At 73.9% G+C, this 25,451-nt stretch carries 25 protein-coding genes and 1 pseudogene; 14 read left to right on the forward strand and 12 right to left on the reverse strand.

Translation table 11 applies throughout. The features are described from left to right. Positions 1-22 precede the first annotated feature (22 nt). From JN535_RS01090 to JN535_RS01105, 4 genes are read left to right on the forward strand one after another with little or no spacing between them, the layout of a single operon-like run. Positions 23-343: an SHOCT domain-containing protein gene (locus JN535_RS01090; protein WP_307868041.1), complete on the forward strand. Its 321-nt coding sequence runs from the start codon at positions 23-25 to the stop codon at positions 341-343. A gap of 32 nt (positions 344-375) precedes the next feature. Further along, positions 376-753, forward strand: a complete 378-nt coding sequence (locus tag JN535_RS01095; protein WP_205202881.1) for an SHOCT domain-containing protein — start codon at positions 376-378, stop codon at positions 751-753. 58 nt (positions 754-811) lie between these two features. Further along, positions 812-2,182 (forward strand): glutamate decarboxylase, encoded by a 1,371-nt coding sequence (locus JN535_RS01100; protein WP_205201194.1) that lies wholly within the window; start codon positions 812-814, stop codon positions 2,180-2,182. 5 nt (positions 2,183-2,187) lie between these two features. Next, positions 2,188-2,841, forward strand: a complete 654-nt coding sequence (locus tag JN535_RS01105; protein WP_205201196.1) for a YrhK family protein — start codon at positions 2,188-2,190, stop codon at positions 2,839-2,841. Positions 2,842-2,886: 45 nt separating this feature from the next. Here the strand turns inward: JN535_RS01105 and JN535_RS01110 are convergent, their stop codons facing one another. The 6 genes from JN535_RS01110 to JN535_RS01135 all read right to left on the reverse strand — a co-directional run bounded on the left by JN535_RS01110 (position 2,887) and on the right by JN535_RS01135 (position 10,006). Continuing rightward, complete coding sequence (locus JN535_RS01110; protein WP_205201198.1) at positions 2,887-5,100, reverse strand: sialidase family protein; 2,214 nt, start codon at positions 5,098-5,100, stop codon at positions 2,887-2,889. Positions 5,101-5,318: 218 nt separating this feature from the next. Then, positions 5,319-5,993 (reverse strand): peptidase, encoded by a 675-nt coding sequence (locus JN535_RS01115; protein ID WP_205201199.1) that lies wholly within the window; start codon positions 5,991-5,993, stop codon positions 5,319-5,321. Between the two features lie 338 nt (positions 5,994-6,331). After that, the gene (gene nagB, locus JN535_RS01120; protein WP_205201200.1) at positions 6,332-7,114 is read right to left on the reverse strand and encodes a glucosamine-6-phosphate deaminase; all 783 of its coding nucleotides are present in this window, start codon (positions 7,112-7,114) and stop codon (positions 6,332-6,334) included. Beyond that, the gene (locus JN535_RS01125) at positions 7,114-8,196 is read right to left on the reverse strand and encodes a Gfo/Idh/MocA family protein (RefSeq protein ID WP_205201201.1); all 1,083 of its coding nucleotides are present in this window, start codon (positions 8,194-8,196) and stop codon (positions 7,114-7,116) included. Before JN535_RS01125 ends, nagB begins: the two co-directional genes overlap by 1 nt. Then, positions 8,193-9,254, reverse strand: coding sequence for a Gfo/Idh/MocA family protein (locus JN535_RS01130; protein ID WP_205201202.1), 1,062 nt, complete (start codon positions 9,252-9,254; stop codon positions 8,193-8,195). Before JN535_RS01130 ends, JN535_RS01125 begins: the two co-directional genes overlap by 4 nt. After that, positions 9,251-10,006 (reverse strand): FadR/GntR family transcriptional regulator, encoded by a 756-nt coding sequence (locus JN535_RS01135; protein WP_205201203.1) that lies wholly within the window; start codon positions 10,004-10,006, stop codon positions 9,251-9,253. Before JN535_RS01135 ends, JN535_RS01130 begins: the two co-directional genes overlap by 4 nt. A gap of 99 nt (positions 10,007-10,105) precedes the next feature. Here JN535_RS01135 and JN535_RS01140 point away from each other — a divergent pair, with 99 nt between their 5' ends. The 7 genes from JN535_RS01140 (at position 10,106) to JN535_RS01170 (ending at position 18,522) form a co-directional block, all read left to right on the forward strand. After that, the gene (locus JN535_RS01140) at positions 10,106-11,707 is read left to right on the forward strand and encodes an ABC transporter substrate-binding protein (RefSeq protein ID WP_205201204.1); all 1,602 of its coding nucleotides are present in this window, start codon (positions 10,106-10,108) and stop codon (positions 11,705-11,707) included. 148 nt (positions 11,708-11,855) lie between these two features. After that, positions 11,856-12,812, forward strand: coding sequence for an ABC transporter permease (locus tag JN535_RS01145; RefSeq protein ID WP_064316380.1), 957 nt, complete (start codon positions 11,856-11,858; stop codon positions 12,810-12,812). 1 nt (position 12,813) lies between these two features. Then, entirely contained in the window at positions 12,814-14,913 is a 2,100-nt protein-coding gene (locus JN535_RS01150) for a dipeptide/oligopeptide/nickel ABC transporter permease/ATP-binding protein (protein ID WP_205201205.1), read from the forward strand. Then, the gene (locus JN535_RS01155; protein WP_205201207.1) at positions 14,910-15,752 is read left to right on the forward strand and encodes an ABC transporter ATP-binding protein; all 843 of its coding nucleotides are present in this window, start codon (positions 14,910-14,912) and stop codon (positions 15,750-15,752) included. The genes JN535_RS01150 and JN535_RS01155 overlap by 4 nt, the downstream gene beginning before the upstream one ends. A 64-nt stretch (positions 15,753-15,816) precedes the next feature. Next, positions 15,817-16,743, forward strand: a complete 927-nt coding sequence (locus JN535_RS01160; RefSeq protein WP_205201208.1) for a dihydrodipicolinate synthase family protein — start codon at positions 15,817-15,819, stop codon at positions 16,741-16,743. After that, positions 16,736-17,809, forward strand: coding sequence for an ROK family protein (locus JN535_RS01165; protein ID WP_205201210.1), 1,074 nt, complete (start codon positions 16,736-16,738; stop codon positions 17,807-17,809). Before JN535_RS01160 ends, JN535_RS01165 begins: the two co-directional genes overlap by 8 nt. Then, positions 17,806-18,522: an N-acetylmannosamine-6-phosphate 2-epimerase gene (locus tag JN535_RS01170; protein WP_205201212.1), complete on the forward strand. Its 717-nt coding sequence runs from the start codon at positions 17,806-17,808 to the stop codon at positions 18,520-18,522. Before JN535_RS01165 ends, JN535_RS01170 begins: the two co-directional genes overlap by 4 nt. Positions 18,523-18,557: 35 nt before the next feature. On the opposite strand, the gene JN535_RS01175 is transcribed toward JN535_RS01170, so the two are convergent. Both JN535_RS01175 and JN535_RS01180 read right to left on the reverse strand, forming a co-directional pair. Further along, the gene (locus tag JN535_RS01175) at positions 18,558-19,073 is read right to left on the reverse strand and encodes a mycothiol transferase (RefSeq protein WP_205201214.1); all 516 of its coding nucleotides are present in this window, start codon (positions 19,071-19,073) and stop codon (positions 18,558-18,560) included. A 93-nt stretch (positions 19,074-19,166) separates the two neighbouring features. Further along, positions 19,167-19,346, reverse strand: a pseudogene (locus JN535_RS01180) (LuxR C-terminal-related transcriptional regulator); the annotation flags it as partial. Positions 19,347-19,549: 203 nt separating this feature from the next. Between JN535_RS01180 and JN535_RS01185 the strand changes: the two are divergent. Further along, positions 19,550-21,406: a cation:proton antiporter gene (locus JN535_RS01185; RefSeq protein ID WP_205201218.1), complete on the forward strand. Its 1,857-nt coding sequence runs from the start codon at positions 19,550-19,552 to the stop codon at positions 21,404-21,406. Positions 21,407-21,470: 64 nt separating this feature from the next. Continuing rightward, entirely contained in the window at positions 21,471-22,271 is an 801-nt protein-coding gene (locus JN535_RS01190; RefSeq protein ID WP_205201219.1) for a MerR family transcriptional regulator, read from the forward strand. A gap of 18 nt (positions 22,272-22,289) precedes the next feature. Here the strand turns inward: JN535_RS01190 and JN535_RS01195 are convergent, their stop codons facing one another. The 3 genes from JN535_RS01195 to JN535_RS01205 are packed head-to-tail and all read right to left on the reverse strand — an operon-like array spanning position 22,290 to position 24,231. Continuing rightward, positions 22,290-23,021 (reverse strand): zf-HC2 domain-containing protein, encoded by a 732-nt coding sequence (locus JN535_RS01195; protein ID WP_205201221.1) that lies wholly within the window; start codon positions 23,019-23,021, stop codon positions 22,290-22,292. Then, on the reverse strand, positions 23,018-23,524 hold the full coding sequence (locus tag JN535_RS01200; protein WP_307868047.1) for a sigma-70 family RNA polymerase sigma factor: 507 nt from the start codon (positions 23,522-23,524) through the stop codon (positions 23,018-23,020). The genes JN535_RS01195 and JN535_RS01200 overlap by 4 nt, the downstream gene beginning before the upstream one ends. 20 nt (positions 23,525-23,544) lie before the next feature. Then, entirely contained in the window at positions 23,545-24,231 is a 687-nt protein-coding gene (locus tag JN535_RS01205; RefSeq protein WP_205201223.1) for a YceI family protein, read from the reverse strand. Positions 24,232-24,402: 171 nt separating this feature from the next. Between JN535_RS01205 and JN535_RS01210 the strand changes: the two genes are divergently transcribed. After that, positions 24,403-24,984, forward strand: coding sequence for a COG4315 family predicted lipoprotein (locus JN535_RS01210; RefSeq protein ID WP_205201224.1), 582 nt, complete (start codon positions 24,403-24,405; stop codon positions 24,982-24,984). A gap of 73 nt (positions 24,985-25,057) precedes the next feature. Here the strand turns inward: JN535_RS01210 and JN535_RS01215 are convergent, their stop codons facing one another. Continuing rightward, the gene (locus JN535_RS01215) at positions 25,058-25,354 is read right to left on the reverse strand and encodes a hypothetical protein (protein WP_205201226.1); all 297 of its coding nucleotides are present in this window, start codon (positions 25,352-25,354) and stop codon (positions 25,058-25,060) included. Positions 25,355-25,451 lie beyond the last annotated feature (97 nt).

Raw genomic sequence — 25,451 nt, forward strand, 5'->3', positions numbered from 1 at the left:
CCGGCCCCCGAAGGAGGATCCCGTGCCAGGACTGCTCCGCGGTGTCGCGCGCACCGCCGTCATCGCCGGGACGGCGACCGCCGTCTCCAACCGCGTCTCCCGCCGTCAGGCGGGCCGATGGGCGGCCCAGGAGGCCGCGCAGGAGCCGCAGTACGCCCCGCCGCCGCAGCAGTACGCGCCGGCGCCGGCCGCGTACGCGCCGCCCGCCGCACCCGCCCCGGCCGCGCCGTCCGGGATGGACGCCCGGATCGAACAGCTCACCCAGCTCGGCGCGCTCCGCGACCAGGGGGTGCTCAGCCCCGAGGAGTTCGAGGCGCAGAAGGCCAGGATCCTCGCCGACTGAGCGAGGACGCCCCCGACACGAAAGGCATGGACATGGACACCTTCTGGGACTGGTTCTGGCTCATGGTGTGGTGGTTCTTCTTCGTCATGTATCTGGTGGTCCTCTTCCAGATCGTCGCGGACCTGTTCCGCGACCGGCACCTCAGCGGGTGGTGGAAGGCGGTGTGGGTCATCGCGCTGATCGTCGTGCCGTTCCTCTCGGCGCTGATCTACCTCATCGCGCGCGGCAAGGGCATGGGTGAGCGCCACGCGCAGAGCGTCGCGAGCGCCCAGGCGGCGACCGACGCGTACATCCGCAGCGCGGCGGGCGCGTCCCCGTCCTCGCAGATCGCGGACGCCAAGGCGCTGCTCGACGCGGGCGCGATCGACCAGCAGGAGTTCGCCGCTCTCAAGGCCAAGGCCCTCGCCTGACGCGACGCCGTCGGGACCATCGAACGAGCCGGAACCCGGCGTGTCGGAAGGAACCAGCATGACCGACGAGCAGCACGTCCTGCGCCCGACCTACACGCGAGCGGGCGTGCGGGCGGTCGCGCCACGGTTCACCCTGCCGGACGCCGAGATGGAGCCGACGTCCGCCTACCAGGTCGTCCACGACGAGGTGATGCTCGACGGCAACTCGCGCCTCAACCTCGCGACGTTCGTCGCGACGTGGATGGGCGACGAGGCGGACCGGCTCTACGCCGAGGTCTACGACAAGAACATGGTCGACAAGGACGAGTACCCGCGCACCGCGGCGGTCGAGGAGAACTGCTGGCGCATCCTCGGCTCGCTGTGGAACGTGCCCGACGTCCAGGACTGCATCGGCACGTCGACCATCGGCTCGTCCGAGGCGTGCATGCTCGGGGGCCTGGCGCTCAAGCGGCGGTGGCAGCTCGCGCGCCGGGCGGCGGGCGAGCCGGCGGACCGGCCGAACCTCGTCATGAGCTCGGCGGTCCAGGTGTGCTGGGAGAAGTTCTGCAACTACTTCGAGGTCGAGGCGCGGTACGTCCCGATCTCGGAGGAGCACCCGTGCCTGGACGGCAGCGACCTCGAGAAGTACGTCGACGAGAACACGATCGGGGTCGTCGCGATCATGGGCGTGACCTACACGGGCATGTACGAGCCGGTGAAGGAGATCGCGGCGGCGCTCGACGCGCTCCAGGAGCGCACCGGTCTCGACGTCCCGATCCACGTCGACGGGGCGTCGGGCGCCATGATCGCGCCGTTCCTCCAGCCGGAGATCGAGTGGGACTTCCGTCTGGAGCGCGTGCACTCGATCAGCACCTCGGGCCACAAGTACGGCCTCGTGTACCCCGGGGTCGGCTGGGTCGTGTGGCGCACGCTCGACGCGCTGCCCGAGGAGCTGATCTTCCGGGTGAGCTACCTCGGCGGGAACATGCCGACGCTCGCGCTCAACTTCTCGCGGCCGGGCGCCCAGGTGCTGCTCCAGTACTTCCAGTTCCTGCGCCTCGGCCGGGAGGGCTACACGGCGATCCAGCAGGAGTGCCAGGACGTCGCCAGGTACCTCGCGCACGGCATCGCGGAGATCGGCGCGTTCGACCTGTGGAACGACGGGTCGGACATCCCGGTGTTCGCGTGGCGGCTCAAGCCGGGCCACACCGAGAACTGGGATCTCTACCACCTCTCGGACCGGCTGCGGATGAAGGGTTGGCTGGTCCCGGCCTACCCCATGCCCGACGACCTCGCGGACCTCACCGTCCAGCGGATCGTCGTGCGCAACGGCGTGAGCCGAGACCTCGCCGACGACCTCCTGGAGGACATCCGGGTCGAGACCGAGTGGCTCGACGGGCTCACGTCGCCGATGCCCGCCGAGGGTCGGCGCTCGGGCTTCCACCACTGACGGTCGTGGAGGGGCGGCGGCGTCGTCTGCGGCGCGAGGCGTGGGGTTTCGCGGTCGGGTCGCTGTGCTTCCTCGTCGGGGCGCTCCCGCCCTACGCCGACGCCGTCGGCGCGGTCACCACGAACGTCACGTTCGTCGTCGGCGCGGTGTTCTTCACCGCCGCGGCGTTCGTGCAGCTCGGCCTCAGCGGGCGGCGCCCGCCGCGCGCGGGGACGCACCCGGCCGACCGGTGGGACTGGTGGGCGGCGGCCGTCCAGCTCGTCGGGACGCTGTGCTTCAACGTGAGCACGACGGCGGCGCTCGTGGCGGCGGTCGCCGACCCGACCCGGCTCGGGGCGGGCTGGAGACCCGACGCCTACGGGTCCGTCGCGTTCCTCGTGTCCTCCGCGTTCGCCGTCGTCGCGACGCGCGACCGCGGGCACCTGTGGGACACGGACGCCCGCACGTGGCACGGCACGTGGCTCAACCTGGTCGGCTCCGTCGCGTTCGGCGCGTCGGCGGTCGGGGCCTACGTCTCGCCGGCCACGGGCACCTACGTGAGCGAGTGGTGGGACGACGCCGGCACGCTCGTCGGGGCGGTGTGCTTCCTCGTCGCGGCGCTGCTCTCGCGCCGCGCCGTGGACGCTCCCGCACCGGGCGCCGCCCTCCCGGCCGGGTGAGGCACCTCGGGTGCCTCGCCCGCCGCGAGGGCGGCGCCGGGGCGGTCAGGCGCAGGTCGCGGCCGTGTAGCCGGCGTCGACCGACCCCGACCCGGTCGTGGCGGTCGCGGTCCCCGCGTCGACCGCCGCCGTGCGGACCGCGAACGACTGGTACGCCGAGCTGCCCGGCGCCACGTCGGCGACGGTGCGCTCACCGAACGGCGTGCGCAGCGTGACGTCGGCCGGGACGTCGCCGGTGTTGCGCGCGGTGACCGCGACGTAGGCCCGGCCGGCGAGGCAGCGGCTCGCCGCCTGCACGTCGAGGGAGACCTCGCTCCCGAGCTCGACCGTCGGACCGTCGAGCTCGACGACGGTCACGCTCGATCCCGACGTGGAGGTCCACGTGGTGTCCGGCGTGAACGACCCGCGGTCCAGGTCGGCCTGGGTCACCACGTGGTGCGCGAACGTGCACGTGTACGACCCCTCGGCCGGCAGGGTGCGGTAGCGGCAGTTCTGGGCTGCGTTCGCGGGGTCGAGGCCCGCGAGGTTCCCGGTCGGGACCACCGAGGCCGCCGCCGTCGACAGGTTGCGGACCGTGTACGTGAAGCGCAGGACGTCGCCGACGGCGTACGTCTCCCGGGGGTTGGCGTGGGCTGCCCGCACGGAGATGTTGCCCGGCGCTCCGAAGTACACACCCGGCCCCTCGTGCTCGACCGTCGTGACGGTCGTGCCGGACGTCGAGGTCCACGTGGTGGTCGGTGCGAAGAACCCGGCGTCGAGGTCGGCCTGCGTGACCGTGTGCCGCGCGGACGTGCACGTGTAGGCGGCACGCGGTGCGAGGTCACGGAAGCGGCAGTTCGGCGCGCCCTGGGCGGGGTCGAACCGCTCGAGGTTCCCGGTCGGGGAGACCGTCGTGACGGCGTCAGACAGGTTCGTCACGGTGAACGAGTACGTGACGACGTCGCCGACGGTGTAGCCGCCCGCGGGGGCCGTGCTCGTCACGCTCGCGGAGGTGACCTCGATGTCGCCCGGCGTGCTGCTCGGCGCGGCGAGGAGCCAGTCGTGGTCGAGCTTGGCGAACCGGATGCCGCCGCCCCCACCGTCGGGCTCGTAGAGCAGGCCGACCGTGCCGTCGGGGAGCGTCGCGAGGGTCGAGTACGCCATGCCTCCCGGCTGGAAGACGCGCGCGACGGGCCACGTCTCACCGTCGTCGTAGCTGACGCGGACCGTGCCGTTGACGCGGCCCGACTGCGACGCCGCGTTCGAGAAGAGGAGCACCTTGGCCTCGTCGGAGCCTTGCGGGGCGTTCGGGTACGCGCGCACGATCGCGGCGTTGTTCGTCGGGTCGGGCAGCTCGCGGTCGAGGGTCACCGGGCCGTACGTGACGCCGCCGTCGGTCGAGTAGGCCACCTTGCGGAAGCCCGAGCGCGCGGAGTCGCGCGAGTTGAGCATGACGCGCCCGTCGGAGAGCTCGACGGTCTTGTTCTCGTCCATGCCGGTGCCGACCGGGGTCCCGACCTGCCACGTCTCGCCGTGGTCGTCGGAGTACACGGACACGGCCTGGAACTGCCCCGAGCCGTTGATGATCGTGTACTGCTGCAGCAGGCGCCCCGCGTGCTCGCCGTAGCGGAGCTGGATGCCCTGGCCCGAGGCGGCGAAGCGCGACCGCCAGCCCAGGTCGGCCGTGACGTCCGCGGTGATGGTGCGGTGCGTCCACGTGCGCCCGTTGTCGGTCGAGGTGGAGACGTTCGCGTGGATGACGTTGCGCGCGGCCGGGTCGACACCGGGCTGGGAGCCCCCGAAGCCCTGGTCGTACGACTTCACGTGGAAGTTGAAGACGGTGCCCGTCTCGCGGTCGACGACGTAGCTCGGGTCCGAGTACCCCTCGATCGGTGCGGTGGTCCTCCCGGCCGCGACGACCTCCTGCGGACCCCACGTGGCGCCCGAGTCGGTGGAGCGGCGCTGAAGGATCGAGTTCGGCCCGGGGGAGTCGGCCGCGGTGGGCCGGCCGTCGTAGGACGCGAGGACGTCGCCGTTGGGGGCGACGGTGAGCGCCGGGATGCGGTAGTTGGGGAAGCCGCCCTGGCCGTTGGTCGCGAGCTGCTGCTCGGTGTACGTGCCCGGCCCGCCGGTCGCGGGAGCGAGGTCGTGGTCGGGCGCGAGGGTCGTGTGGTGCGCGGCCGCCGTCGTGACGGGGACGACGGCACCGCCCACCCCGAGCGCGAGCGCGGTGGCGAGGGTCAGCGCGCGTCGCGCGGGTCTGCGGAGGTGTCCGATCATGCCGTTCCTTCCGGTCGGTGCTCGGCGCGGCGGTGGTACGGCGGGGAACGGCGACGCTGCCGAGGACACTTGAACAGATGACGTCAGATGTCTGACGTCAGGACGGTAGCCCGGCGGGGCAGGCGGGTCAAGAGGGGCGGCCGTGACGCAGCACGACGCCCGCCGGCCGCAGGGTCTGCGGGCGACGGGCGTCGAGAGGCGGTGGTGCGGAGGGCGGGTCAGCTCCGGCGCGCGCGACGGGACAGGAGCACGACGGCGGTGCCCACGGCGGCGAGACCGGCGGCGAGTGCCGCGTACAGGCCGACCGTCGCACCGGTCTCCGCCAGACTCGGGTTCTGCGCGGACGCGCTCGCCTCGTGCGACACGGGAACGGCACCGGCCGGGTCGTCCTCCCCGGGCGGGTTCGTCGCGCAGTCGGGCGACGAGGGCGGGTAGACCGTGGTCACGAGCACGTGCGGGTTGACCTCGAAGCTCACGTCGACGGCGGGGCGCACCCAGTCGTACTCGTCGCCCTCGACCCACTCGCCGTCCTCGAACCGCCACCCGGGCCAGTCGATGCCCTGGCCCTGCTCGTCGACGACCGCTCCCGGCCACAGCAGCCGGCCCTGGAGCGGCAGCCCGGGGCGGACGACGCTCTCGCCGTCGGGGTTGATCCAGGTGACCGTCACGGTGTCGTGCTCGGTGCCCTCGACCTCGATCGCGTAGTCGAGGTAGGCGGCGTCCTGCTCGCACGCCGACACGAGCGTGGTGAGGCGCATCGACGGCTGGGACGGCACGTACGTGTCACCCTCGACGGCGTGCGCGGCCGGGGCGGCGAGGAGCGCGGCGGAGGCGCCGAGGGCGGCAGCGGTGGTGGCCCGCACGAGGGTGCGGCGTCCGGTCGAGGTGCTCATGGTCGTTCCCGTCGGGTCGTGGTCGGTCGAGCACGACGTGTACCGTCCTGGGGCGCGACCGCGCCACCGCCGCCGGCGGGAGGTTCGGGCAGCAGGGGCGCGGGCGTGTCGGACGCGTGGGGCGGCACCGCCGTGATCGCCGGTGCCCGCACTGGCAGGGGGCTGAGCGTGCGGGCACCGGCTGGGCTCCACGCTAGACAGCCAACTGGACGGACGTCCAGTTCCATCCCGGGTGAATGTCGGCCCCGAGAACGACACTGCTGTCGGTATCGGGGCGAAAGCGACAGCAACGTCGTGCTCGACGGCGACCGGGGTCGTCCTCGGCGCCCGACGACGGTCTAGAGGCCTTGCCAGTCGGGCTTGGACGCGTACGTCTGGCGGTAGTAGTCCCCGAGCTGCAGGCGCGAGGCCGCCGCGTCGTCGACCAGCACGGTGGCGTGCGGGTGCATCTGCATGATCGTCGCGGGCCACAACGCGCTGATCGGGCCCTCCACGAGCTGGTGCACCGCCTCCGCCTTGCCCTTGCCCGTGGCCAGCAGCACCAGGTGCCGCGCCGACATGATCGTCGCCAAACCCTGCGTCAGGCAGTGCCGCGGCACCTGGTCCACGTCGTCGTCGAAGAACCGCGCGTTGTCCTCGCGCGTCTGCGCCGTCAACGTCTTGATCCGCGTGCGCGACGCCAGCGACGACCCCGGCTCGTTGAACGCGATGTGCCCGTCCGTCCCGATCCCCAGGATCTGCAGGTCCACGCCCCCCGCCGCCGCGATCGCCTCCTCGTACGCCGCGCACGCCGCCACCAGGTCCGCCGCGTTGCCGTCCGGGCCCTGGACCGCACCCGGGGCGAAGTCGACGCGCGAGGCGAACTCGGTCTCGATCACGTTCCGATACCGCTCGGGGTGCTCGGCGGGCAGACCCACGTACTCGTCCAGCATGAACGCCCGCACCCGGGCGAACGACAACCCGTCCTCGCGGTGGCGGCGCGCCAGCTCGTCGTAGACCTTCAGCGGTGACGACCCCGTCGCCAGACCCAGGACCGCCTCCGGCCGCGACCGCACCACGCTCTCGATCGCGTCCGCGGCCAGCACCGCCAACCGCTCCGCAGGAGCGATCACGACCTCCATCAGACCCTCGTCTCCTTGTGCACCGACCGGTGCTCCACCGCGACGACGTCGCCCGCCTCGACCGAGCGGTACGCCGCGTCGATCACGGCGAGCGTCGCGCGCGCCTCCTCGATGCCGTAGTCCGGCCGCTCGCCGGCGAGGACCGCCCCGACCACGTGCCGTAGGTACGCCTCGGCGGCGACCTGCCCGGCGTCGGCGGCGATCGTCGTGCGCCCGTCGGGGCCGAACCGTGCGACGGCGGGTGCGTCGTCGTCGGCGACGGCGTGCCCGTGCGAGCCGAGCAGCCGCACGGACGACGTGGTCGGCGTCCCGCCCGGTGCGAACGGGACGCGGCCGAGGGTGACCGTCGCCGTCACACCTCGCTCCAGCCCGAGCGTGACGACGGCCGTGTCCTCGACACCGGCCTCGCGGTGCGGGTCGAGGAAGAGCGAGCCGGTGAAGGCGTGCACCTCGACCGTCCGCAGCCCGGTGAGGTGGTGGGCCGCGTCGGCGCAGTAGCCGAGGAAGTTGAGCAGCTCGCCGCCGCCGGACAGCGCGCGGTCCACGACGAGGCCCGGCCGCTCGACCGACGTCGCGAAGTGCGCTCCGGAGGCGAAGAGCTCGAGGTCCAGGTGCCGCGGCAGCCCCACGTGCCCCGCGTCGACCCACGTGCGCAGGCGCCGCAGGGCGGGCGCGTGCGTGCGGTTCACGACGGCGCACGTCCGGCCCGTGCGCGCGGCCACCTCGGCGAGGCGGTCGGCGTCGGCGAGCGTCGTCGCGACCGGTTTGTCGACGAGCACGTCGAGGCCCGCCTCCAGCAGCGCCGCCGCGAGGCGCGCGTGCCGGGTCGGCTCGGCGCACACGACCACGAGGTCGACCCCGCTCCCGAGGGCGTCCGCGACCGCCGCCGCGTCGGCGACCTCGGCGTACGGCACGCCGGCGCGCTCGGCGACGGCGCGCGAGTCGTCGCGCACCCAGGCGGGCGCCGACGCCTCCTCGACGACGCCGACGAGCTCGACACGCTCGTCGGCACCGAGGATCCGGAGGTAGTCGGCCGCGTGGCGCACCGCCGACGCGAACGCGACGCGCAGGATCGCGCTCATGCGACCACCTCGACCGGGGCGTACCCGAGCACGTCGGCGACGCGTTCCCGGCGACCGGAGACCAGCGAGCGTTGTGCCGCGAGGGCCGTCGCGAGCGCGGCCCGCACCTGCGGAGTGGTCACGACCGGCGCCGCAGCACCGCGCACGACGTCGAGCCAGTGCGCGAGCTGGAGGCCCAGCGCCCCCTCGACGGACACGGGCGGGGCGGTCGTCGCGTCGGAGTGCAGGCCGTCCTCCTCCGCGGTCGAGTGCGCGAGCGTGCCCTCCGTGCCGACGAGCACGACGCGCCGCAGGAGCTCCCCACGGCGCCGCAGCGCGTAGCAGAGCTCGAGCGTCGCGAGCGCGCCGGACGCGGTCCGGAGCTGCACGTGGAACGAGTCGGGCGACTCCATCTCGGGCGAGAACGTGCGGAACCCGCGCGCGAAGACCTCGACCGGCTCGTCGTCGAGCAGCCACGTCGCGGCGTCCATGATGTGCGTGCCGTTGTGCACGGGGTGCCCGCCCGAGAGCTCGGGGTCGAGCTGCCAGCCGCGCCACCCGGCGGGCCACGCGTGGCCCGTGTACCAGGAGACGTGCGCGAGCCGCGGGGTGCCGATGTCGCCGCGCCGGGCGGCCGCGGCGAGCGCCGTCACCGCGGGCTGGAACCGCACGGTCTGCCCGACGACGAGCGTGGTGCCCCGGCCTTCGGTCGCCGCGACCATCGCGTCGAGCTGGGCGAGCGACAGCGCGGCCGGCTTCTCGACCTGCACGTGCTTGCCCGCCTCGCCCGCGGCGATCGTGTCGCGCGCGTGCGTGGGCGTGGCGGTCACGATGTCCACGGCGTGCACGCCGTGGTCGGCGAGGGCGTCGTCGAGGGTGGTGGTCGCCCGGGCGCCGGGCACGAGCGCGGCGAGCGCCCGGGTCCGGGCGAGGTCGTGCCCGACGACCCACCGCACCTCCGCACCGGGCAGCCCGGCGAGTGCGAGGAGGTGCTCGCGCGCGAACGCGCCGATGCCGACGACGGCGATCCCGACGGGCGTCGGGGCGCTCGGTGGGCCGGAGGGCAGGGCGGGCTTCACGCGGTGGTCACCCCGAGGGCGCGGTCGATCGGCTCGTAGTGCGAGACGACGGCGGCGCGGAACGCCTCGACGTCGCCGGCCTCCGCGGCGTCGAGCATCTCGCCGTGCGCGCGGGCGGTCTGGTCGAGGTCGGCCGCGACGGAGATGCCGAGCTTGGGGACGACCGCGGTGTGCACGTCCCAGAACGCGGCGACGAGCTGGCCGACGAGCGAGTTGTCGAGGCGCGCGAGCAGGCCGGTGTGGAACGCGCGGTCCTGCTTGGGGAAGCTGAGCCCCTCGGCCGCGGCGGCCACCATCTCCTCCACGAGGGCGTGCAGCTCGGGGTTCGAGGTCCCGGCCAGGCTCGCGACGATGACGTCCGCCATGGCGAGGTCGAGCGCCTGGCGGACCTCGACGACGTCGCGCAGCGCCCGCAGGTCGTCGCCGGGGGAGAGCACGCCGCGGAACACGAGCGCCTCGACGAGAGCGTCCAGCGACATGTTGCCGACGAACGTGCCGTGCCCGTGGCGCACCTCGACGATGTCGAGGGTCGACAGGGTGCGGATCGCCTCGCGCACGCTCGACCGGGAGACGCCCAGGTGCTCGCACAGCTCGGCCTCGGTGGGCAGCGGGTCGCCGGGGCGCAGCCCTTCGCCGAGGATGAAGTCCTTGATCCGGTCGGCGGTGGTGGTGCGCCGGGGAGCGGTCGCGCCGGGTCCGCCGTCGCGGGACGCGTCGAGCGTGCTGAAGCTCCTGCGCCGTGGTGTCGCCATCTTGACCCCTTCGGTTTCTGGTCCTAATGTCATGCTACACAACGTCAGACATCAGACATCTTCTCTCTGGACGATGTCGGTCTCATGTCAGGAGAACCAATGAAGCTTCACGTCAGCTCACCTCCCCGCAGGGGAGTCGCTGCGGTCGCCGCGGGCGTCGTGCTCGCGCTCGGCCTCGCGGCGTGCTCCGGCGGCGGTGCTGCGCAGGACGACCCGACCGAGGGCAGCGCCGCCCAGGGCGAGATCGACCCGGACGCCGTGATCGAGGCGGGCATCTCGTACTCCCTCTCCGGTGGCTTCGACCCGATGATCACCACCGGTGCCGTGACAGTAGCGGCCAACTGGCACGTGTTCGAGGGACTCACCGAGCTCGACCCCGCGACGCGCGAGGTCTACCCCGCGCTCGGCACCGAGCTCCCGGCACAGGTCGACGACACGCACTACGAGGTGGACCTCCGTGAGGGCGCGGTCTTCCACGACGGCACGCCCGTCACCGTGGACGACGTCGTCTACAGCTTCGACCGCGTGCTCGACCCGGCGAACGAGTCGCTCTACGCCGGCTTCATCGACTTCCTCGAGTCCGTCACCCCCGTCGACGACGACACGGTCTCGATCAACCTCAAGTACCCGTTCAGCCTCGTGCCCGAGCGGCTCTCGGTCGTCAAGATCGTGCCGAAGGCCCTCGTCGAGTCCGACTACGAGGCGTTCAACGCGCTGCCCGTCGGCACCGGCCCGTTCAAGATGACCCAGGCCACCCCGGACGACAAGATCACGTTCGAACGCTTCGACGACTACACGGGCACCCGCCCCGCGCTCGCCGCGGGCCTCGTGTGGAACCTGCTCTCCGACCCGGCCGCGCGCGTCACCGCGATGAGCTCCGGCACGGTCAGCGCGATCGAGGACGTCCCCTACATCGACGTCCCGACCCTCGAGGGCACCGTGGACGTCGAGTCCGTCCAGTCGTTCGGCACGCTGTTCATGATGTTCAACACGGACCTGCCGCCGTTCGACGACGTCCGCGTGCGCCAGGCGTTCTTCTACGCGCTCGACATGGACAAGATCATCGACAACGGCCTGCTCGGCAACGGCGCGGCGGCCACGAGCTTCCTCCCGCAGAGCCACCCGAACTACCACGAGGCGTCCACGGTCTACTCCTACGACCCGGAGAAGGCGAAGGACCTGCTCGCGGAGGCCGGCGTGAGCGACCTGTCGATCACGCTCATGACGACCGACACCGGCTGGGTCGCGGACATCGCGCCGCTCATCAAGGAGAACCTCGACGCGATCGGCGTCGACACGACGCTCGACATCGGCCAGTCCGGCGGCCAGTACACCAAGGTCGACAACGGCGACCTGCAGGTCATGGTCGCACCGGGCGACCCGTCGGTCTTCGGCAACGACCCCGACCTCCTCATGCGCTGGTGGTACGGCGACAACGTGTGGTCGCAGTCGCGCTACCGCTGGAACGACGACCCGAAGTTCGCCGAGCTCCAGACGATCCTCGACGCCGCCGTGCGCACGTCCGGCGACGAGCAGCAGGAGCTGTGGAACCAGGCGTTCGACCTGGTCTCCGACGAGGTGCCGCTCTACCCCCTGCTGCACCGCCAGCTCCCGACCGCGTGGGACGGCTCCACGCTCTCCGGGTTCTCGCCCCTGCCGATCACCGGCCTGTCGTTCCTCGACGCCGGCCTCGTCAAGTAGCCGCGGCTCGTAGCCCTCGGCGCCGACCGGCTCCGGCCGTCTCGCCGGTCCCCTCGCCCGTCCCCCTCGGGCGAGGGGCCCGGTACCCGCCCGGCACCCAGAACGGACAGACCATGCACCGCACCCCCGACGCACCGGGAGGCCGACCGTGAGCGCACTGCTGCGACTCGTCGGTCGCCGCCTCCTGCAGCTGCCGATCATGATCCTCGGCATCACGTTCCTCGTGTTCCTCGTGATGTCGTTCTCGCAGGTCGACCCGGCGATCCAGGCCCTCGGCGAGGGCGCGTCCGTCGAGGCGCGCGAGGCCTACCGTGAGGCCAACGGCCTGAACGACCCGCTCCTCGTCCGGTACGTCGCGTTCCTCGGCGGCCTGCTGCACGGCGACCTCGGTACGTTCAGCGCGCGCCAGGTGCCCGTCGCGGACGAGGTCGCGCGCGCCCTGCCCATCACGCTCCAGCTCACGCTCATGGGCCTCGTCATCGCCGTCGTGCTGGCCCTCGTCATGGGGATCCTCGCGGCGCTCTACCGCGACCGCTGGCCCGACAAGGCCATCCGCGTGGTGTCCGTCGCGTCGCTCGCGACACCGTCGTTCTGGCTCGCCGTGCTGCTCATCCAGGTCGTCACCCTCGGTGCGGGCTGGCTCCCCGCGAGCGGGCCGCTGCCCGACCCGTCCGAGGACCTCGGCGGCTACCTCGCCCGCATGGCGCTGCCCGCGATCGCGCTCGCGATCCCCGTGGTCGGCCAGCTCACGCGCGTCGTGCGCACGTCCGTCGTCGAGGAGCTCGACAAGGACTACGTCCGCACCGCGATCGGCGCGGGCATCCCGCGCCACGTCGTCGTCGGGCGCAACGTGCTGCGCAACGCGCTCATCACCCCGATCACGGTCCTCGGCCTGCGCGTCGGCTACCTCATCGGCGGCGCCGTCGTCATCGAGATCATCTTCGCGCTGCCCGGCATGGGCACGCTCATCCTCAACGGCGTCACCAACAACGAGCCCAACCTCGTGCAGGGCGTGACCCTCACCGTGGCGCTCGCCTTCGTGCTCATCAACATCGTGGTCGACATGCTCTACGTGCTCGTCAACCCGCGGATCAGGACGGTGTGACGTGCGCCGACAGCTCACCGAACGACTCTCGGCCCCCGGGCTGCGCCTGCGCGCGCTGCCCCTCGGGTCCACGATCTCCCTCGCGTTCGTGCTCCTCGTGGCGCTCGCGGCGATCCTCGCGCCGCTCGTCGCGAGCCACGACCCCCTCGCCACCGGCACGCCGGTCCAGCCGCCGAGCGCGGAGAACTGGTTCGGCACCGACCGCCAGGGGCGCGACATCTTCTCCCGCGTCGTCCACGGCGCGCGGTACTCGCTCGTCATCGGTCTCGGGGCGACGGCGATCGCGCTCGCCGCCGCGGCCGTGCTCGGCGCCGTCGCGGCGACCGCGCGCAAGAGCGTCTCCGAGACCCTCATGCGCGTCCTCGACATCATCATGTCCTTCCCCGGCATCGCGCTCGCCGCCGTGTTCGTCTCCGTCTTCGGCCGGTCGCTGCCCGTGCTCGTGCTGACGATCGCGTTCCTGTACACACCGCAGCTCACGCGCGTCGTGCGGGCCAACATCCTCGACCAGTACGGCGAGGACTACGTCGCCGCGACCCGCGTCATGGGGGCGCGCACGGCCTGGATCCTCGCGAAGCACGTCGCGCGCAACTGCGCGGCACCCGTGCTCGTGTTCACCACCGTGCTCGTGGCCGACGCGATCGTCTTCGAGGCGTCGCTGTCCTTCATCCAGGCGGGTGTCCCCGACCCCGAGCCCTCGTGGGGCAACATCATCGCCGCGGGCCGCGACCTCGTCATGGGCGGCTACTGGTGGGCGACGTTCTTCCCGGGCCTGGCCATCATGCTCACCGTCCTGTGCCTCAACATCCTCTCCGAGGGCATGACGGACGCCATGGTCGCCGCCCCGCGGGCGACGCGCGCCACCCCGGCGAAGGCCGTCGCGACCGACTCCGACGACGCGGCCGTCGCCGCCGAGCTCACCGCGATGGACGCCGACGAGCCGGTCGAGACGGCGGACGAGGCCCGCCTCGCCGAGTCCGAGCCGGTCGTGCCCGACGTCGAGCCGGACGTCCCGCACGTCGGGCGCGCCGTGCCCCTCGTCTCGCGCCTCGCCACGCTGCGCGCCGCCGAGTCGGCCCGCACGGACCGGCCCGTGTACGACGGCGACGCCGAGCCGCTGCTCGAGGTGCGCAACCTGTCCATCCGGTTCCCGCGCCACGGGGACGTCGCGGTCGTGGACGACGTGTCGTTCTCCGTGCGGCCCGGCGAGACGATGGCGCTGGTCGGCGAGTCCGGGTGCGGCAAGTCGATCACGTCGCTCGCCGTCATGGGCCTGCTGGACCCCGCGGCGCAGATCAGCGGCGAGATCCGCTACGGCGGCAAGGACCTGCTCGCCATGGGCAACCGGGAGCGCGCGGCGCTGCGCGGCACCGAGATCGCGATGATCTACCAGGACGCGCTGAGCTCGCTCAACCCGTCGATGCTCATCCGGTCGCAGATGAAGCAGCTCACGCGCCGCGGCGGCACGCGGACGGCCGAGGAGCTGCTCGAGCTCGTGGGCCTCGACCCGCAGCGCACGCTCAAGAGCTACCCGCACGAGCTGTCCGGCGGGCAGCGCCAGCGCGTGATCATCGCCATGGCGCTCACGCGCGACCCGAAGCTGGTCATCGCGGACGAGCCGACGACGGCGCTCGACGTCACCGTCCAGGCCCAGGTGGTCGCGCTGCTCGACGAGCTGCGCGTCAAGCTCGGCTTCGCGATGGTGTTCGTCAGCCACGACCTCGCGCTCGTCGCGCAGATCGCGCACCGCATCACGGTCATGTACGCGGGCCAGGTCGTCGAGCAGGCGCCGACGAGCGAGCTGCTCACCGACCCCCGCCACGAGTACACGCAGGGCCTGCTCGGCGCGGTGCTCTCGATCGAGCAGCGCTCCACGCGCCTGCACCAGATCCCCGGCACCGTCCCGTCACCGCGCGACTTCCCGACGGGCGACCGGTTCGCGCCGCGCTCCTCGCGCCCCGACCGCGGCCTCGACGTGCGGCCCGTGCTGCGCGCCGTGGACGCCGACGGGCAGCACCTCGTCGCGATGCCGCCGGACGAGCCGGTCGGCGCCGTCGCGGGCGGTAGCCACGCCCCGATCACCACCGGAGGGACGCGATGAGCGCCACCGACCAGACCCCGACCGCCGCGGAGCGGGGGTCCGCGACCGACCGCGACACCCCCGTCGTCGAGCTGCGCGGCGTGCACGTCGTCTTCAAGGCCCGCACGGGCACGCTCTTCAAGGCCCACCGGGTGCACGCCGTGAACGACGTGAGCGTCGCGGTCCGCCGCGGCAGCACGCTCGGGATCGTCGGCGAGTCCGGCTCGGGCAAGTCGACCATGGCGAAGGTGCTCGTCGGGCTGCGGGCGCCGACGTCCGGCGAGATCCGCTTCCGCGGGCAGCCGGTCGAGAGGTACACGACGCGCGTGCGGCGCGACGTCGGCCGGGTCGTCTCCGTCGTCTTCCAGGACCCGGCCACCGCGCTCAACGCCCGTATGCGTGTGCGGGACGCGCTGCGCGACCCGCTCGACGTGCACCGCGTGGGCGACGCCGCGGCGCGCGAGGCGCGCGTCCGTGAGCTCGTGCACCTGGTGGGGCTGCCCGAGTCGGCGCTCGACGCGCTGCCCGGCCAGCTCTCGGGCGGCCAGCGCCAGCGCGTCGCGATCGCGCGCGCCCTCGCGCTCGCACCGGACGTCATCGTCGCCGACGAGCCGACGTCGGCCCTCGACGTGTCCGTGCGCGCCCAGATCCTCAACCTGCTCGCCGACCTCAAGGCCGAGCTCGACCTGGGGATGGTCTTCATCTCGCACGACATCCAGACCGTCCGGCACGTGTCCGACGAGATCGTCGTCATGCAGGGCGGCCGCATCGTCGAGTCGGGCCCCGCCGCGCGCGTGCTCGACGATCCCCAGGACGACTACACCCGCACGCTGCTCGCCGCGGCGCCCGCGCTGCTGTGAGCGGGGGGCCGCGCGCGGCCCCCCGCCCGACCGAACCATCGCTGAACCAGAACCGGAGCTCCTCGTGACCACCCCCTCCTTCCACGGGATCGTCCCGCCCGTCCTCACCCCGCTCACGACCGAGGGTGAGGTCGACATCGCATCGCTCGAGCGTCTCGTGGACCACCTCGTCACGGAGGGCGTGCACGGCCTGTTCGTGCTCGGGTCGACCGGCGAGGTCGCCTACCTCACCGACGCGCAGCGCGACGTCGTCGTGCGGTCCGTGGTGCGCGCGGCTGCGGGCCGCGTGCCCGTCATGGGCGGCGCCATCGACCTCACGACGGCGCGCGTCGTCGAGCAGGCGAAGGCGCTCGTGGCGGGAGGGGTGGACGCGGTCGTCGCGACGGCCCCCGTCTACGCGCTCAACGACCTCGACGAGATCGAGCGCCACCTGCGCGCCGTCGCGGCGGCCGTGGACGTGCCGCTCTTCGCGTACGACATCCCGGTGCGGGTCCGCACCAAGCTGCCCGTGGACCTCCTCGTCCGGCTCGGCACCGAGGGCGTGCTCGCGGGCGTCAAGGACTCGTCGGGCGACGACGTCGCGTTCCGCCGCCTCGTCGCCGCCAACGCGGCGGCCGGCTCACCCCTCGTGCTCTTCACGGGGCACGAGGTCGTGGTCGACGGGATGCTGCTGCTCGGCGCCGACGGCGTCGTGCCGGGCCTCGCGAACGTCGACGCCGGCGGCTACGTGCGCCTGTGGGACCTCGCGCAGGCGGGGAAGTGGGACGATGCCCGGGTGGAGCAGGACCGTATCGCCGCACTGTTCGAGATCGTGTTCCAGGCGCGAGGCCGCTCGGGCGACGCCGCGGGCGTCGGCGCGTTCAAGGTCGCCGCGCAGCGCCAGGGCCTCATCGACACCGCGACCATGGCGTTCCCCGTCGAGGCGCTCGACGGTGACGTCGCCGACCGCATCGAGGAGATCACGCGCGCCGCGGGGCTCCTGCGTGGCTGACGCCTCACCGGACGCCGGGGCACCGTCGGTCGTCGTCGGGGTCGACCTCGGGGGGACCAAGACCGCTGCGGCGACCGTCGCGGCCGACGGGGTCCTCGGACCCGTGCGCGCCGTGCCGACCCCGGCCGCGGGCGGCCCCGACGCGGTGCTCGACGCCGTCGCGGGGCTCGTGCGCGAGGTCGTCGCCGCCTTGCCGGGCGGGGTACGGCTGCGCGCGCTCGGCGTGGGCACGGCCGGGGTGGTCGACGTCGGTCGCGGCGTGATCGTCTCGGCCACCGACACCCTGCCCGGCTGGCCCGGGACCGACGTCGCGGGCGGGCTGCGCCGTCGGCTCGTCGACCTCGCCGTGCTCGCACCCGAGGGGTCGTCCGGCGACGCGCCCGCGCTGCCCGTGTCCGTCGAGAACGACGTCGACGCGCACGCCGCGGGCGAGGTCTGGCTCGGCGCGGCCGCCGGGGCGCGCAGCGCGCTGCTCGTCGCGGTCGGGACGGGCGTGGGTGCGGCCGTCGTGCTCGACGGCCGTCCGCTGCGGGGCGCGCACCACGTCGCCGGGGAGCTGGGCCACATGCCGGTCCCCGGGGCGGAGCTCCTGCGCTGCCCGTGCGGCCGCACCGGTCACCTCGAGGCGATCGGCGCGGGACCGGCGATCCACCGCCGCTACCTCGCGCTCGGCGGCGACGCGGCGAGCCCGGACACGCGCGACGTCGTCGCGCGCGCCGCGGCCGGCGACGAGCTCGCGGCGTCGGCCGTGCGGGACGCGGCGCAGGCCGTGGGCCGCGGGGTCGCGGGGGTCGTGACCGTGCTCGACCCGGAGGTCGTCGTGGTCGGCGGGGGTCTCGCAGGAGCGGGAGACCTGTGGTGGTCGGCGCTGGAGGACGCGCTCCGCGCTGAGGTCGTCGACGTGCTCGCCGACCTGCCGCTGCGCCGTGCTGCGCTCGGCAACGAGGCGGCGATCGTCGGGGCCGCGCGCGGAGCGTGGGGCCTCGTCGGCCTGGCCGGTGACGAACCCGGGGCGAGACCCGGCGGACTGGGCGAGGAGACCCATCGAGAGAGGACGACGGCATGACCGGACCGCAGGAGACGCGGACGACCTGGACGCGCGAGCGCGTGCTCGACGCGATGCGCGGTCGGCTCACCGTGTCGTGCCAGGCCTATCCGGGCGAGCCGCTGCGCGACCCGCGCACGACCGCGCAGATGGCGCGCGCCGTCGTCGCCGGGGGAGCGGCCGCGGTGCGCGCGCAGGGTCTGGACGACGTCGCGGCGGTCGTCGCCGCGGTGGACGTCCCGGTCGTCGGGCTGTGGAAGGACGGCGACGGCGGGGTCTTCATCACGCCGACGCTGCGGCACGCGCGCGCCGTCGCCGACGCGGGCGCGCACGTCGTCGCGCTCGACGGCACGCGCCGCCCCCGACCCGACGGGCTCACGCTGGCCGAGACCGTGGCGCGCCTGCGCGAGACGACGGACGTGCTCGTGATGGCGGACTGCGGGTCGCTCGACGACGCGCTCGCCGCGCAGGACGCGGGCGTCGACCTGCTCGGCACGACGCTCGCCGGGTACACGGGCGAGCGGCCGAAGACGTCGGGGCCGGACCTCGGGCTCGTCGACGAGGTGGTCGCGGCGTGCTCGCTGCCCGTCGTCGTCGAGGGGCGCGTGCACACGCCCGCGCAGGCGGCCGAGGCGATGGCGCGGGGTGCGTTCAGCGTGTGCGTCGGCACGGCGATCACCCACCCCACGACCCTCACGTCATGGTTCGTGGAGGCGTTCCCGACGCGCCAGTGAGTCGTCCGCATGTTGCCCGACTTCCGTGGACCACGTCAGGCGCGACCGGTGCGCTCGAGGACGCCACGCAGATAGGCGGCCTGGCCCGCGTGCTGGAGGCTGTCCACCGCGATGCTCACGAGCCGGACGCCGAGCGTGACCGGCGGGTCCCAGGCCTCGTCGACGACGCGGTCGAGGTCGTCGTCGGTCAGCGCGGCGAGCACGTCGTGGGACTCGACCTGGACGGCGTGCACGTAGCCGAGCAGGAGGTCGTCGCTCGCACGCACCCGACCGACGTCGGCGGCGGACTGCCCGTAGCCCGTCGCCTCGTCGTCGAACGGCAGGTCGAACCGGCGTGCCCAGCCGTCGCGCGTCCACACCTGCTCCCGCCCGACGGCGGCGGCGACCTGTGCGTCCTGGCCCCGGGCGAGGTGCCACGCGAGCCAGGCGATCGTGTTGGCACGCGGGTCGAGGCGCGCGGTCAGGGCGTCCTCCCTGAGCCCGTCGACGGCGCGCGTCGCCGTCGGTCCGATCCGGCCGAACAGGTCCTCCAGCACCGTGCAGGCGTCCACGTCTCTCCCTCTCGTCGTCGACCACCGTCCTGTGCAGCCTCCGACGAGCCGCGCGCGGTCGCGACCCGAACGGCGCCTTCTCCGGCGACGGTGTCAGAGCACGAGGCCCGGCTCGTCGGCTCCGACGACGAGCCGGACCCGGTCACAGCAGCCCGTCATGCGCAGGGACTCCGCGACGCGCGACGCGACTGTCGTCTCGGAGACGGACAGCTCCGCCCCGATCTCGGCAGCGGACAGCCCGCGCGCGACCGCGAGCACGACCTCCCGCTCGCGCGCCGTGAGGTCGTCAACGCCGGGCGACGAGCGCGCCCCCGACCACGCACAGGTTGGGCAGCGGGAGGAGCGAGCCCGGGTTCGGCGCGGTCGGGTGAACCGGAGCCCGGGCTCGGCGCGCGGCCCGACGACGGTCCGGGCGGTTAGCGTGGACCCGTCCCCGCGCGCCGAGCCGCGCGCTGCCGCGGCCGCCGGAGGTGCCGATGGAGTTCCCGTTCAGCCTCACCGAGGAGCAGATCCTCTCGCTCATCGTCGTGGGGACGCTCGCGGTCGTCGCGATCGTCGGCGTGAACGTCCTCGCGCCCAAGGCGGGCGTCGCCGCGCCGCTGGTCCTCGTCGCCGTCGGCGTCGCGGTGAGCTTCGTCCCCGCGGTGCCGGAGATCGAGTTCGAGCCCGAGTGGATCCTCGCGGGCATCCTGCCGCCGCTCCTGTACTCGGCCGCGGTGGGCCTGCCGACGATGGACTTCCGGCGCGACTTCACCGCGATCAGCGGGCTCTCGGTCGTGCTCGTGCTGCTCAGCACGGTGCTGCTCGGGTACCTCTTCACGTGGCTGATCCCCGGCATCCCGCTCGCGGCGGGCTTCGCGCTCGGCGCGATCGTCAGCCCGACGGACGCCGTCGCGACGTCGATCGTCAAACGGCTCGGGGCGTCGCCACGCGTCGTCACGCTGCTGGAGGGCGAGAGCCTGCTCAACGACGCCTCGGCGCTCGTCCTGCTGCGCTCGGCGATCGCGGCCATCGCGGTCACGGTCGCGAGCGGCGGCGCCGCGGCATCGGTGTCGGTCTGGGCCGTCGCGGGCGACTTCGTGTACGCGGTCGTCGTCGCCGTGCTCGTGGGATTCCTCGTCGGGTTCCTCGGGCTGACCGTGCGGCGACGCCTCGCCAACCCGGCGCTGAGCACCGCCGTCTCGTTCGTCGTGCCGTTCATCGCGTACCTGCCCTCGGAGGAGCTCGGCGCGTCCGGCCTTGTCGCGGTCGTGACGGCCGGTCTCGTCACGGGCAACGGCGCCGCCAAGTACCTGCGCCCCCAGCACCGGCTCGCCGAGGAGTCGAACTGGCGCACGGTCGAGCTGCTCCTCGAGGGCGGCGTCTTCCTCCTCATGGGCCTCGAGCTGTTCGCGCTCGTCACCGACGTGCGGGAGGCGCACGGGAGCCTGTGGGAAGCCGCCGGCATCGCGGCGCTCGCGGCGGTCGTCATCCTCGTCGTGCGGTCGGCGTACGTCGCGACGCTCCTGCGGTCGCTCGCGCGTCGAGCGCGCCGCGGCGAGTCGATGCGCGACGTGATCCAGGGCATGCAGGAGAAGATCGACGCGCGGTTCGGCCCGGCCGAGGCGCCGCTCGAGACGTACGAGCCCTCGGGGCGTCACCGCGACGCGCCCCGGACGGGCGGGCCCAAGGAGGTCCCGCTGGCACGCGTCGGGCGCATCCGCACGTCGCTGCGCCGTCGCGCGGCCGACATCGACTACCTCACGGCGGAGCCGCTGGGGTGGCGTGAGGGCGCGCCCCTCGTCTGGGCCGGCATGCGCGGCGTCGTGACGCTGGCGGCGGCGCAGACCCTGCCCACCGACACGCCGCAGCGGTCGTTCCTCGTGCTCGTCGCGTTCGGCGTGGCCGCGGGCACGCTCGTGGTCCAGGGCGGCACGTTGCCGTGGGTCGTCCGCCGCCTGGGCCTGGTCGGTGGGTCGTCCCGGGCCGACGAGGACCGCGGCGCGGTCCGCGTCGAGCTCGACGCCGCCGCCGTCGCCGTCATCGACGCGCCCGACCTGCGCCGTCCCGACGGGAGCACGTACGACGGCGACGTCGTCGCCCGCGTGCGGCGCGACGTCGTGCGCGAGCTGGAGAACCGCGACACCGACGCCGCGACGTCGGCCGAGCTGTTCGCCCAGTACAAGGAGCTGCGCCTGCGCGCGATCGCCGCGCAGCGTGTCGCGCTGCTCGCCGCGCGGACCTCCGGCGCGTACAGCTCGCAGGCCCTGCGGCACGCGCTCGACCTGCTGGACGCCGAGCAGATCGACCTCGAGCTGCGCCGCGGCCCGTACGTGCCGGGCGACGACGACTGACCGGTCGGGCCGCGGGCGCCCGACGCTTGCGCCTTCCCCTGGGGGAGGATCTAGCGTCGCGGCCATGGACGAGCGCACGACGGGACAGGTGGCCCGCGCGACGGGGCTGAGCGAGAAGGCGGTCCGCCTGTACGCGGACCGGGGGCTGCTCAGCGCCCGGCGGGACACGGACGACGGGCCGCGTCTGTTCGACGACGGCCAGGTGGCGGCGGCCCGGCTGGTGCGGCTCCTGCGGGGCGTCGACCTGTCGCTCGCGGAGGTCGGGGAGGTGCTCGGCGCACCGGACGCCGTCGCGGCCTTCGACGCGCTGTGGGGGGAGCGGCGGTCCGCCGTCCCCGAGTCGCTCGCGGCCGGGGAGTACGTCCGGTCCGTCCTCGCCGGGGCGCCGCGCCTCGACGTCGAGGTGCGGCGACGCGCGGTGGCGGAACGGCTCGTGCTCGGCACCGTGCGCCGCGCGACGCTCGAGGAGCTCCCGCGCGTGCTCCCGGAGGCCACCGCCGCGGCGTTCGACGTCCTGCGCACGGCCGACGTGCCGCTCGCCGGGTACCCGTACGTCGAGTACCACGAGCGCGCGACCGAGGGTTTCGCGGCGCGTGTCACCGTGCAGGTCCCCGTGGCCGACGCCGTGCGGCCACCCCGGGGGTTCGTCCTCGCCACGGACGGCCCGCACGACGAGGCGTACGTCGGCCTGACCGCCGCGGAGGCGGGCGACCAGGCCCACCTCGTGCTCGTCCACGACCACCTGTCGTCGGGGCACGCCCTCGCCGACGGCGCACCCGCGGGCGACAACCGCGAGATCTACCTGCCCACGTGGGCGACGCGCGGCCCCGGCCCGGTCGTCGAGGTCGCAGTCCCGGTGGCCTGACGCGCGGTCGGCGGCGGCTCAGACGTCGGCGGCCGCGAGCGCGCCGTCGACCCCCACGACCCCGAGCTCGAGGCGCGCGATCCCGTCGACCGGGACGGCGGACGACGCGCCGAGCCCGTCGGAGCTTCCCGCCTCCGTGGACGACCACGTGGCCACGACCTCCCGGGTGCCGACGTCGTCGACGAGGACGAGCTCGTACGTCGCGCCGTCCTCCCACGCCCCGACGGGGTACGAGCACGACCAGTCGAGGCGCGTGCCCCACGCCGCCGGGGTGAGCGTGAGCTCGGCGCGCACGTCCGCGGTCCCGACCGGCTCGAGCGCGACCTCGGTCGTGCCGGCCGCGACCGGGCGCGGGACGTCGTCGGGCCGCGTGACCGCCGCGCCACCCACGCCGCCCGCCACGACCAGCCCGACGGCGGCCGCCGAGAGCAGCGCGCGGCGTCGGACCTGACGGCGCCGCGCTCCGGCCGCGACGACCGCGAGCGGGACGACGACGCCGTCGTCGGACGTGCCGTGCGCGTCGCGTCGGGCGCCCGCGTCGCCCGCGCCGTCCACGAGCGCGTCGGCGTGCTCCGCGGTGAGCATGCCGAGGATCCCGGGCATGCCGGCGAGCTCGCCGACCGCCTCGCGGCACGCGGGGCACGCGGCCAGGTGCTGCTCGAACGCGCGCCGGTCGCGCGGGCTCAGCGCGCCCAGCACGTAGGCCGCGTCCCACTCGCGGTACGGGTCCGGGGGAGGGGTGGCGGTCATGACGAGACTCCCTTCTCCTGCAGCGCGAGCCTCAGCGCCCGGAGCGCGTAGTGCATGCGGGACTTCACCGTCCCGGGCGGGACGCCGTGCGCCGACGCCATCTCGGCCACGGAGCGCCCGTGGTAGTACGCGTCGACGACGACGGCCCGGTGCTCGGGCGAGAGCGACACGAGCGCGTCCGCGACGAGCCACGCGTCGAGGACGGCTTGCGTCGCGTCCGCCTCGCCGTGGTCGGGCACGTCGGCGCTCGCGAGCTCGCGCCGGTGGTGCGCGCTGCGCAGCTCGTCGACGACGAGGTTGCGCGCGACCGTGAAGAGCCACGCGCGCACCGAGCCCTCCGGCCGTTCCAGCACCTCGGGATGCCGCCACGCGCGCAGCAGCGTCTCCTGGACCACGTCCTGCGCCTGCGCGGGGTCGTCGGTGAGGCGCGCGACGTAGCGCTCCAGCGCCGGACCGTGCGCGGCGTGGACCGCCCGCAGCAGGTCGTCGGCGTCGGCGCGCACGCGCGGCACCTCCCCGTCCGTCACGACCCCGACGCCGGCACGAGGTCGAGGCCGAACTCGACGCTGCCCGTGTCGTCGACCGTGACGAACCCGAGGCTCGGCGCCTCGACGTCGAAGTCGGAGAACGTGATCGGCACGCTACCGACCACCTGGACGCCGTCGGCGGTCGGACCGACCTGCGCCTCGACCGTGACGGCCTGCGTCACGCCGTGGATCGTCAGGTCGCCCGCGAGCTCGACGTCCGCCGAACCGGTGGGGAGCTCGACGGGCGACGTGAGCGCGAACGTGGCGGTCGGGTAGGTCCCGACCTCCAGCGCGTCGCCGCGGAAGTACGCGTCGCGCGGCGGCTCGTCGGTCGCGACGCTCGCCATGTCGACCTCGACCGTCGCCTCCGTGAGCGCGCCGTCGGCGACGGTGAACGACCCCGTGACCTCGTCCGTCCGGCCGGTGACGGTGACGTCCTCGCCCTGCAGCACCTCGTGCACGCGGTACCCGGCGTACGAGCCGTCGGCGACCGTCCAGTCGCCCGCGAGGCTCGCCGGGTCGAGCGCGCCGGCGCCGCCCGACGACGCGTCGAGGGTCGGCTCCTCGGCTGCCGCACGGTTGGACCAGTCCGCGTACAGGCCCGGGCCGAACGCGACGGCAGCACCGCCGAGCACCACGACACCGACCCCGACCCCCACGAGCACCTTCGTCCTCCTGCGCACGTCCGCCCCTCCCGATCATCCTCTGCGACTCCGTCACCAGGGAGACGAGGCAGCGGCCCGATCGGTTCAGCCGAGTCTCACCGTGCGATCCGGTGAACCGTCCGGCGAGCCGCGCCGTCGTGAGAGTAGGGGCCGTGCTCGCGACCCTGACCGTCCTTCCGAGGAGTCGACATGCGAGGCACCCTGATCACCACCGCCCCGGCCCGGTCCGTCCGCGCCGCCCCCGCCGTCGTGCTCGTCGGCGTGCTGGTCGGCGTCCTCGGCGGCTGCTCCGGCGGGGGAGGCGGCGGACTGTACGGCGACGACAGCCCCACCCCGTCCGGGTCGACGTCGACGGGCGACGACTCGACCGGCGACGGAGCGTCGGGCGCCGGTCCGGTGCTCGGCACGGCCGACTCCTCGCTCGGCACCGTCGTGGTCGACGGCGAGGGCATGACCGTCTACTACTACGACGAGGACACCAAGGGCTCCGGGACGAGCGCCTGCGAGGGGGAGTGCGCCGCCGCGTGGCCGGCGGTCCACGCGGAGAGCGCGGAACCCGAGGTCGAGGGCGTCACGGCCGAGGTCGGCACGATCACCGGCGTCGACGGCGAGCTCCAGGTCACCGTCGACGGCCGCCCGGTCTACACGTACGCGGGCGACCAGGCCCCGGGGGACGTGTCCGGGCAGGGCGTGAACGACGTCTGGTGGGTCGTCGCGCCCGACGGCACCGAGATCACGGACGCCGCTCCTGCCGCCGGGCCGGGTTACTGACCGGTGCCCCGTGACCCTCGCCCCCCTGGCGGGCGGAACACGGCGCGGCCTCGTTCGGAGGGACCGCTGCTGGTCAGCGGCCCGGTGCACCGTCCGACCGCGCCACGAGCGACCCGTCCACGTAGGCAAGGACGGGCTGGGGACGGAACCCGGCGAAGAACACCTCGCGGTGCTTCTCGATGCGGACGTGGTGCCGTTCACCCGTGCCGACCCAGAACTCGTACACCTTGACCCTGGACAGAGAGAAGATCCGCACGGTGTCGACGACGCTCCGGCCGTCGACCGTGATCGTCAGGCGTCCCCAGAACTGGTCCCACGAGAAGACCACCACGTGGGGCTCGAACTGACCGACCGTGAAGGTGAGCTGCATATCGCCGGACGATACCGAGCACAGCGCCCGCACGGCTCACCGCCCGAGCGGCGAGAGGACCATCCCGCCGTGCGCGGGACTCGCCACCACCCACAGA

Origin of the sequence: Cellulosimicrobium cellulans, from assembly GCF_016921195.1 — a bacterium.
Taxonomy (GTDB): domain Bacteria; phylum Actinomycetota; class Actinomycetes; order Actinomycetales; family Cellulomonadaceae; genus Cellulosimicrobium; species Cellulosimicrobium cellulans_F.

Coding starts and splice junctions, on each gene's coding strand:
- JN535_RS01095 (WP_205202881.1), top strand. CDS start 376: ATGGACACCTTCTGGGACTGGTTCTGGCTCATGGTGTGGTGGTTCTTC.
- JN535_RS01100 (WP_205201194.1), top strand. CDS start 812: ATGACCGACGAGCAGCACGTCCTGCGCCCGACCTACACGCGAGCGGGC.
- JN535_RS01110 (WP_205201198.1), bottom strand. CDS start 5,100: ATGATCGGACACCTCCGCAGACCCGCGCGACGCGCGCTGACCCTCGCC.
- JN535_RS01115 (WP_205201199.1), bottom strand. CDS start 5,993: ATGAGCACCTCGACCGGACGCCGCACCCTCGTGCGGGCCACCACCGCT.
- nagB (WP_205201200.1), bottom strand. CDS start 7,114: ATGGAGGTCGTGATCGCTCCTGCGGAGCGGTTGGCGGTGCTGGCCGCG.
- JN535_RS01125 (WP_205201201.1), bottom strand. CDS start 8,196: ATGAGCGCGATCCTGCGCGTCGCGTTCGCGTCGGCGGTGCGCCACGCG.
- JN535_RS01135 (WP_205201203.1), bottom strand. CDS start 10,006: ATGGCGACACCACGGCGCAGGAGCTTCAGCACGCTCGACGCGTCCCGC.
- JN535_RS01140 (WP_205201204.1), top strand. CDS start 10,106: ATGAAGCTTCACGTCAGCTCACCTCCCCGCAGGGGAGTCGCTGCGGTC.
- JN535_RS01155 (WP_205201207.1), top strand. CDS start 14,910: ATGAGCGCCACCGACCAGACCCCGACCGCCGCGGAGCGGGGGTCCGCG.
- JN535_RS01170 (WP_205201212.1), top strand. CDS start 17,806: ATGACCGGACCGCAGGAGACGCGGACGACCTGGACGCGCGAGCGCGTG.
- JN535_RS01185 (WP_205201218.1), top strand. CDS start 19,550: ATGGAGTTCCCGTTCAGCCTCACCGAGGAGCAGATCCTCTCGCTCATC.
- JN535_RS01190 (WP_205201219.1), top strand. CDS start 21,471: ATGGACGAGCGCACGACGGGACAGGTGGCCCGCGCGACGGGGCTGAGC.
- JN535_RS01195 (WP_205201221.1), bottom strand. CDS start 23,021: ATGACCGCCACCCCTCCCCCGGACCCGTACCGCGAGTGGGACGCGGCC.
- JN535_RS01210 (WP_205201224.1), top strand. CDS start 24,403: ATGCGAGGCACCCTGATCACCACCGCCCCGGCCCGGTCCGTCCGCGCC.
- JN535_RS01215 (WP_205201226.1), bottom strand. CDS start 25,354: ATGCAGCTCACCTTCACGGTCGGTCAGTTCGAGCCCCACGTGGTGGTC.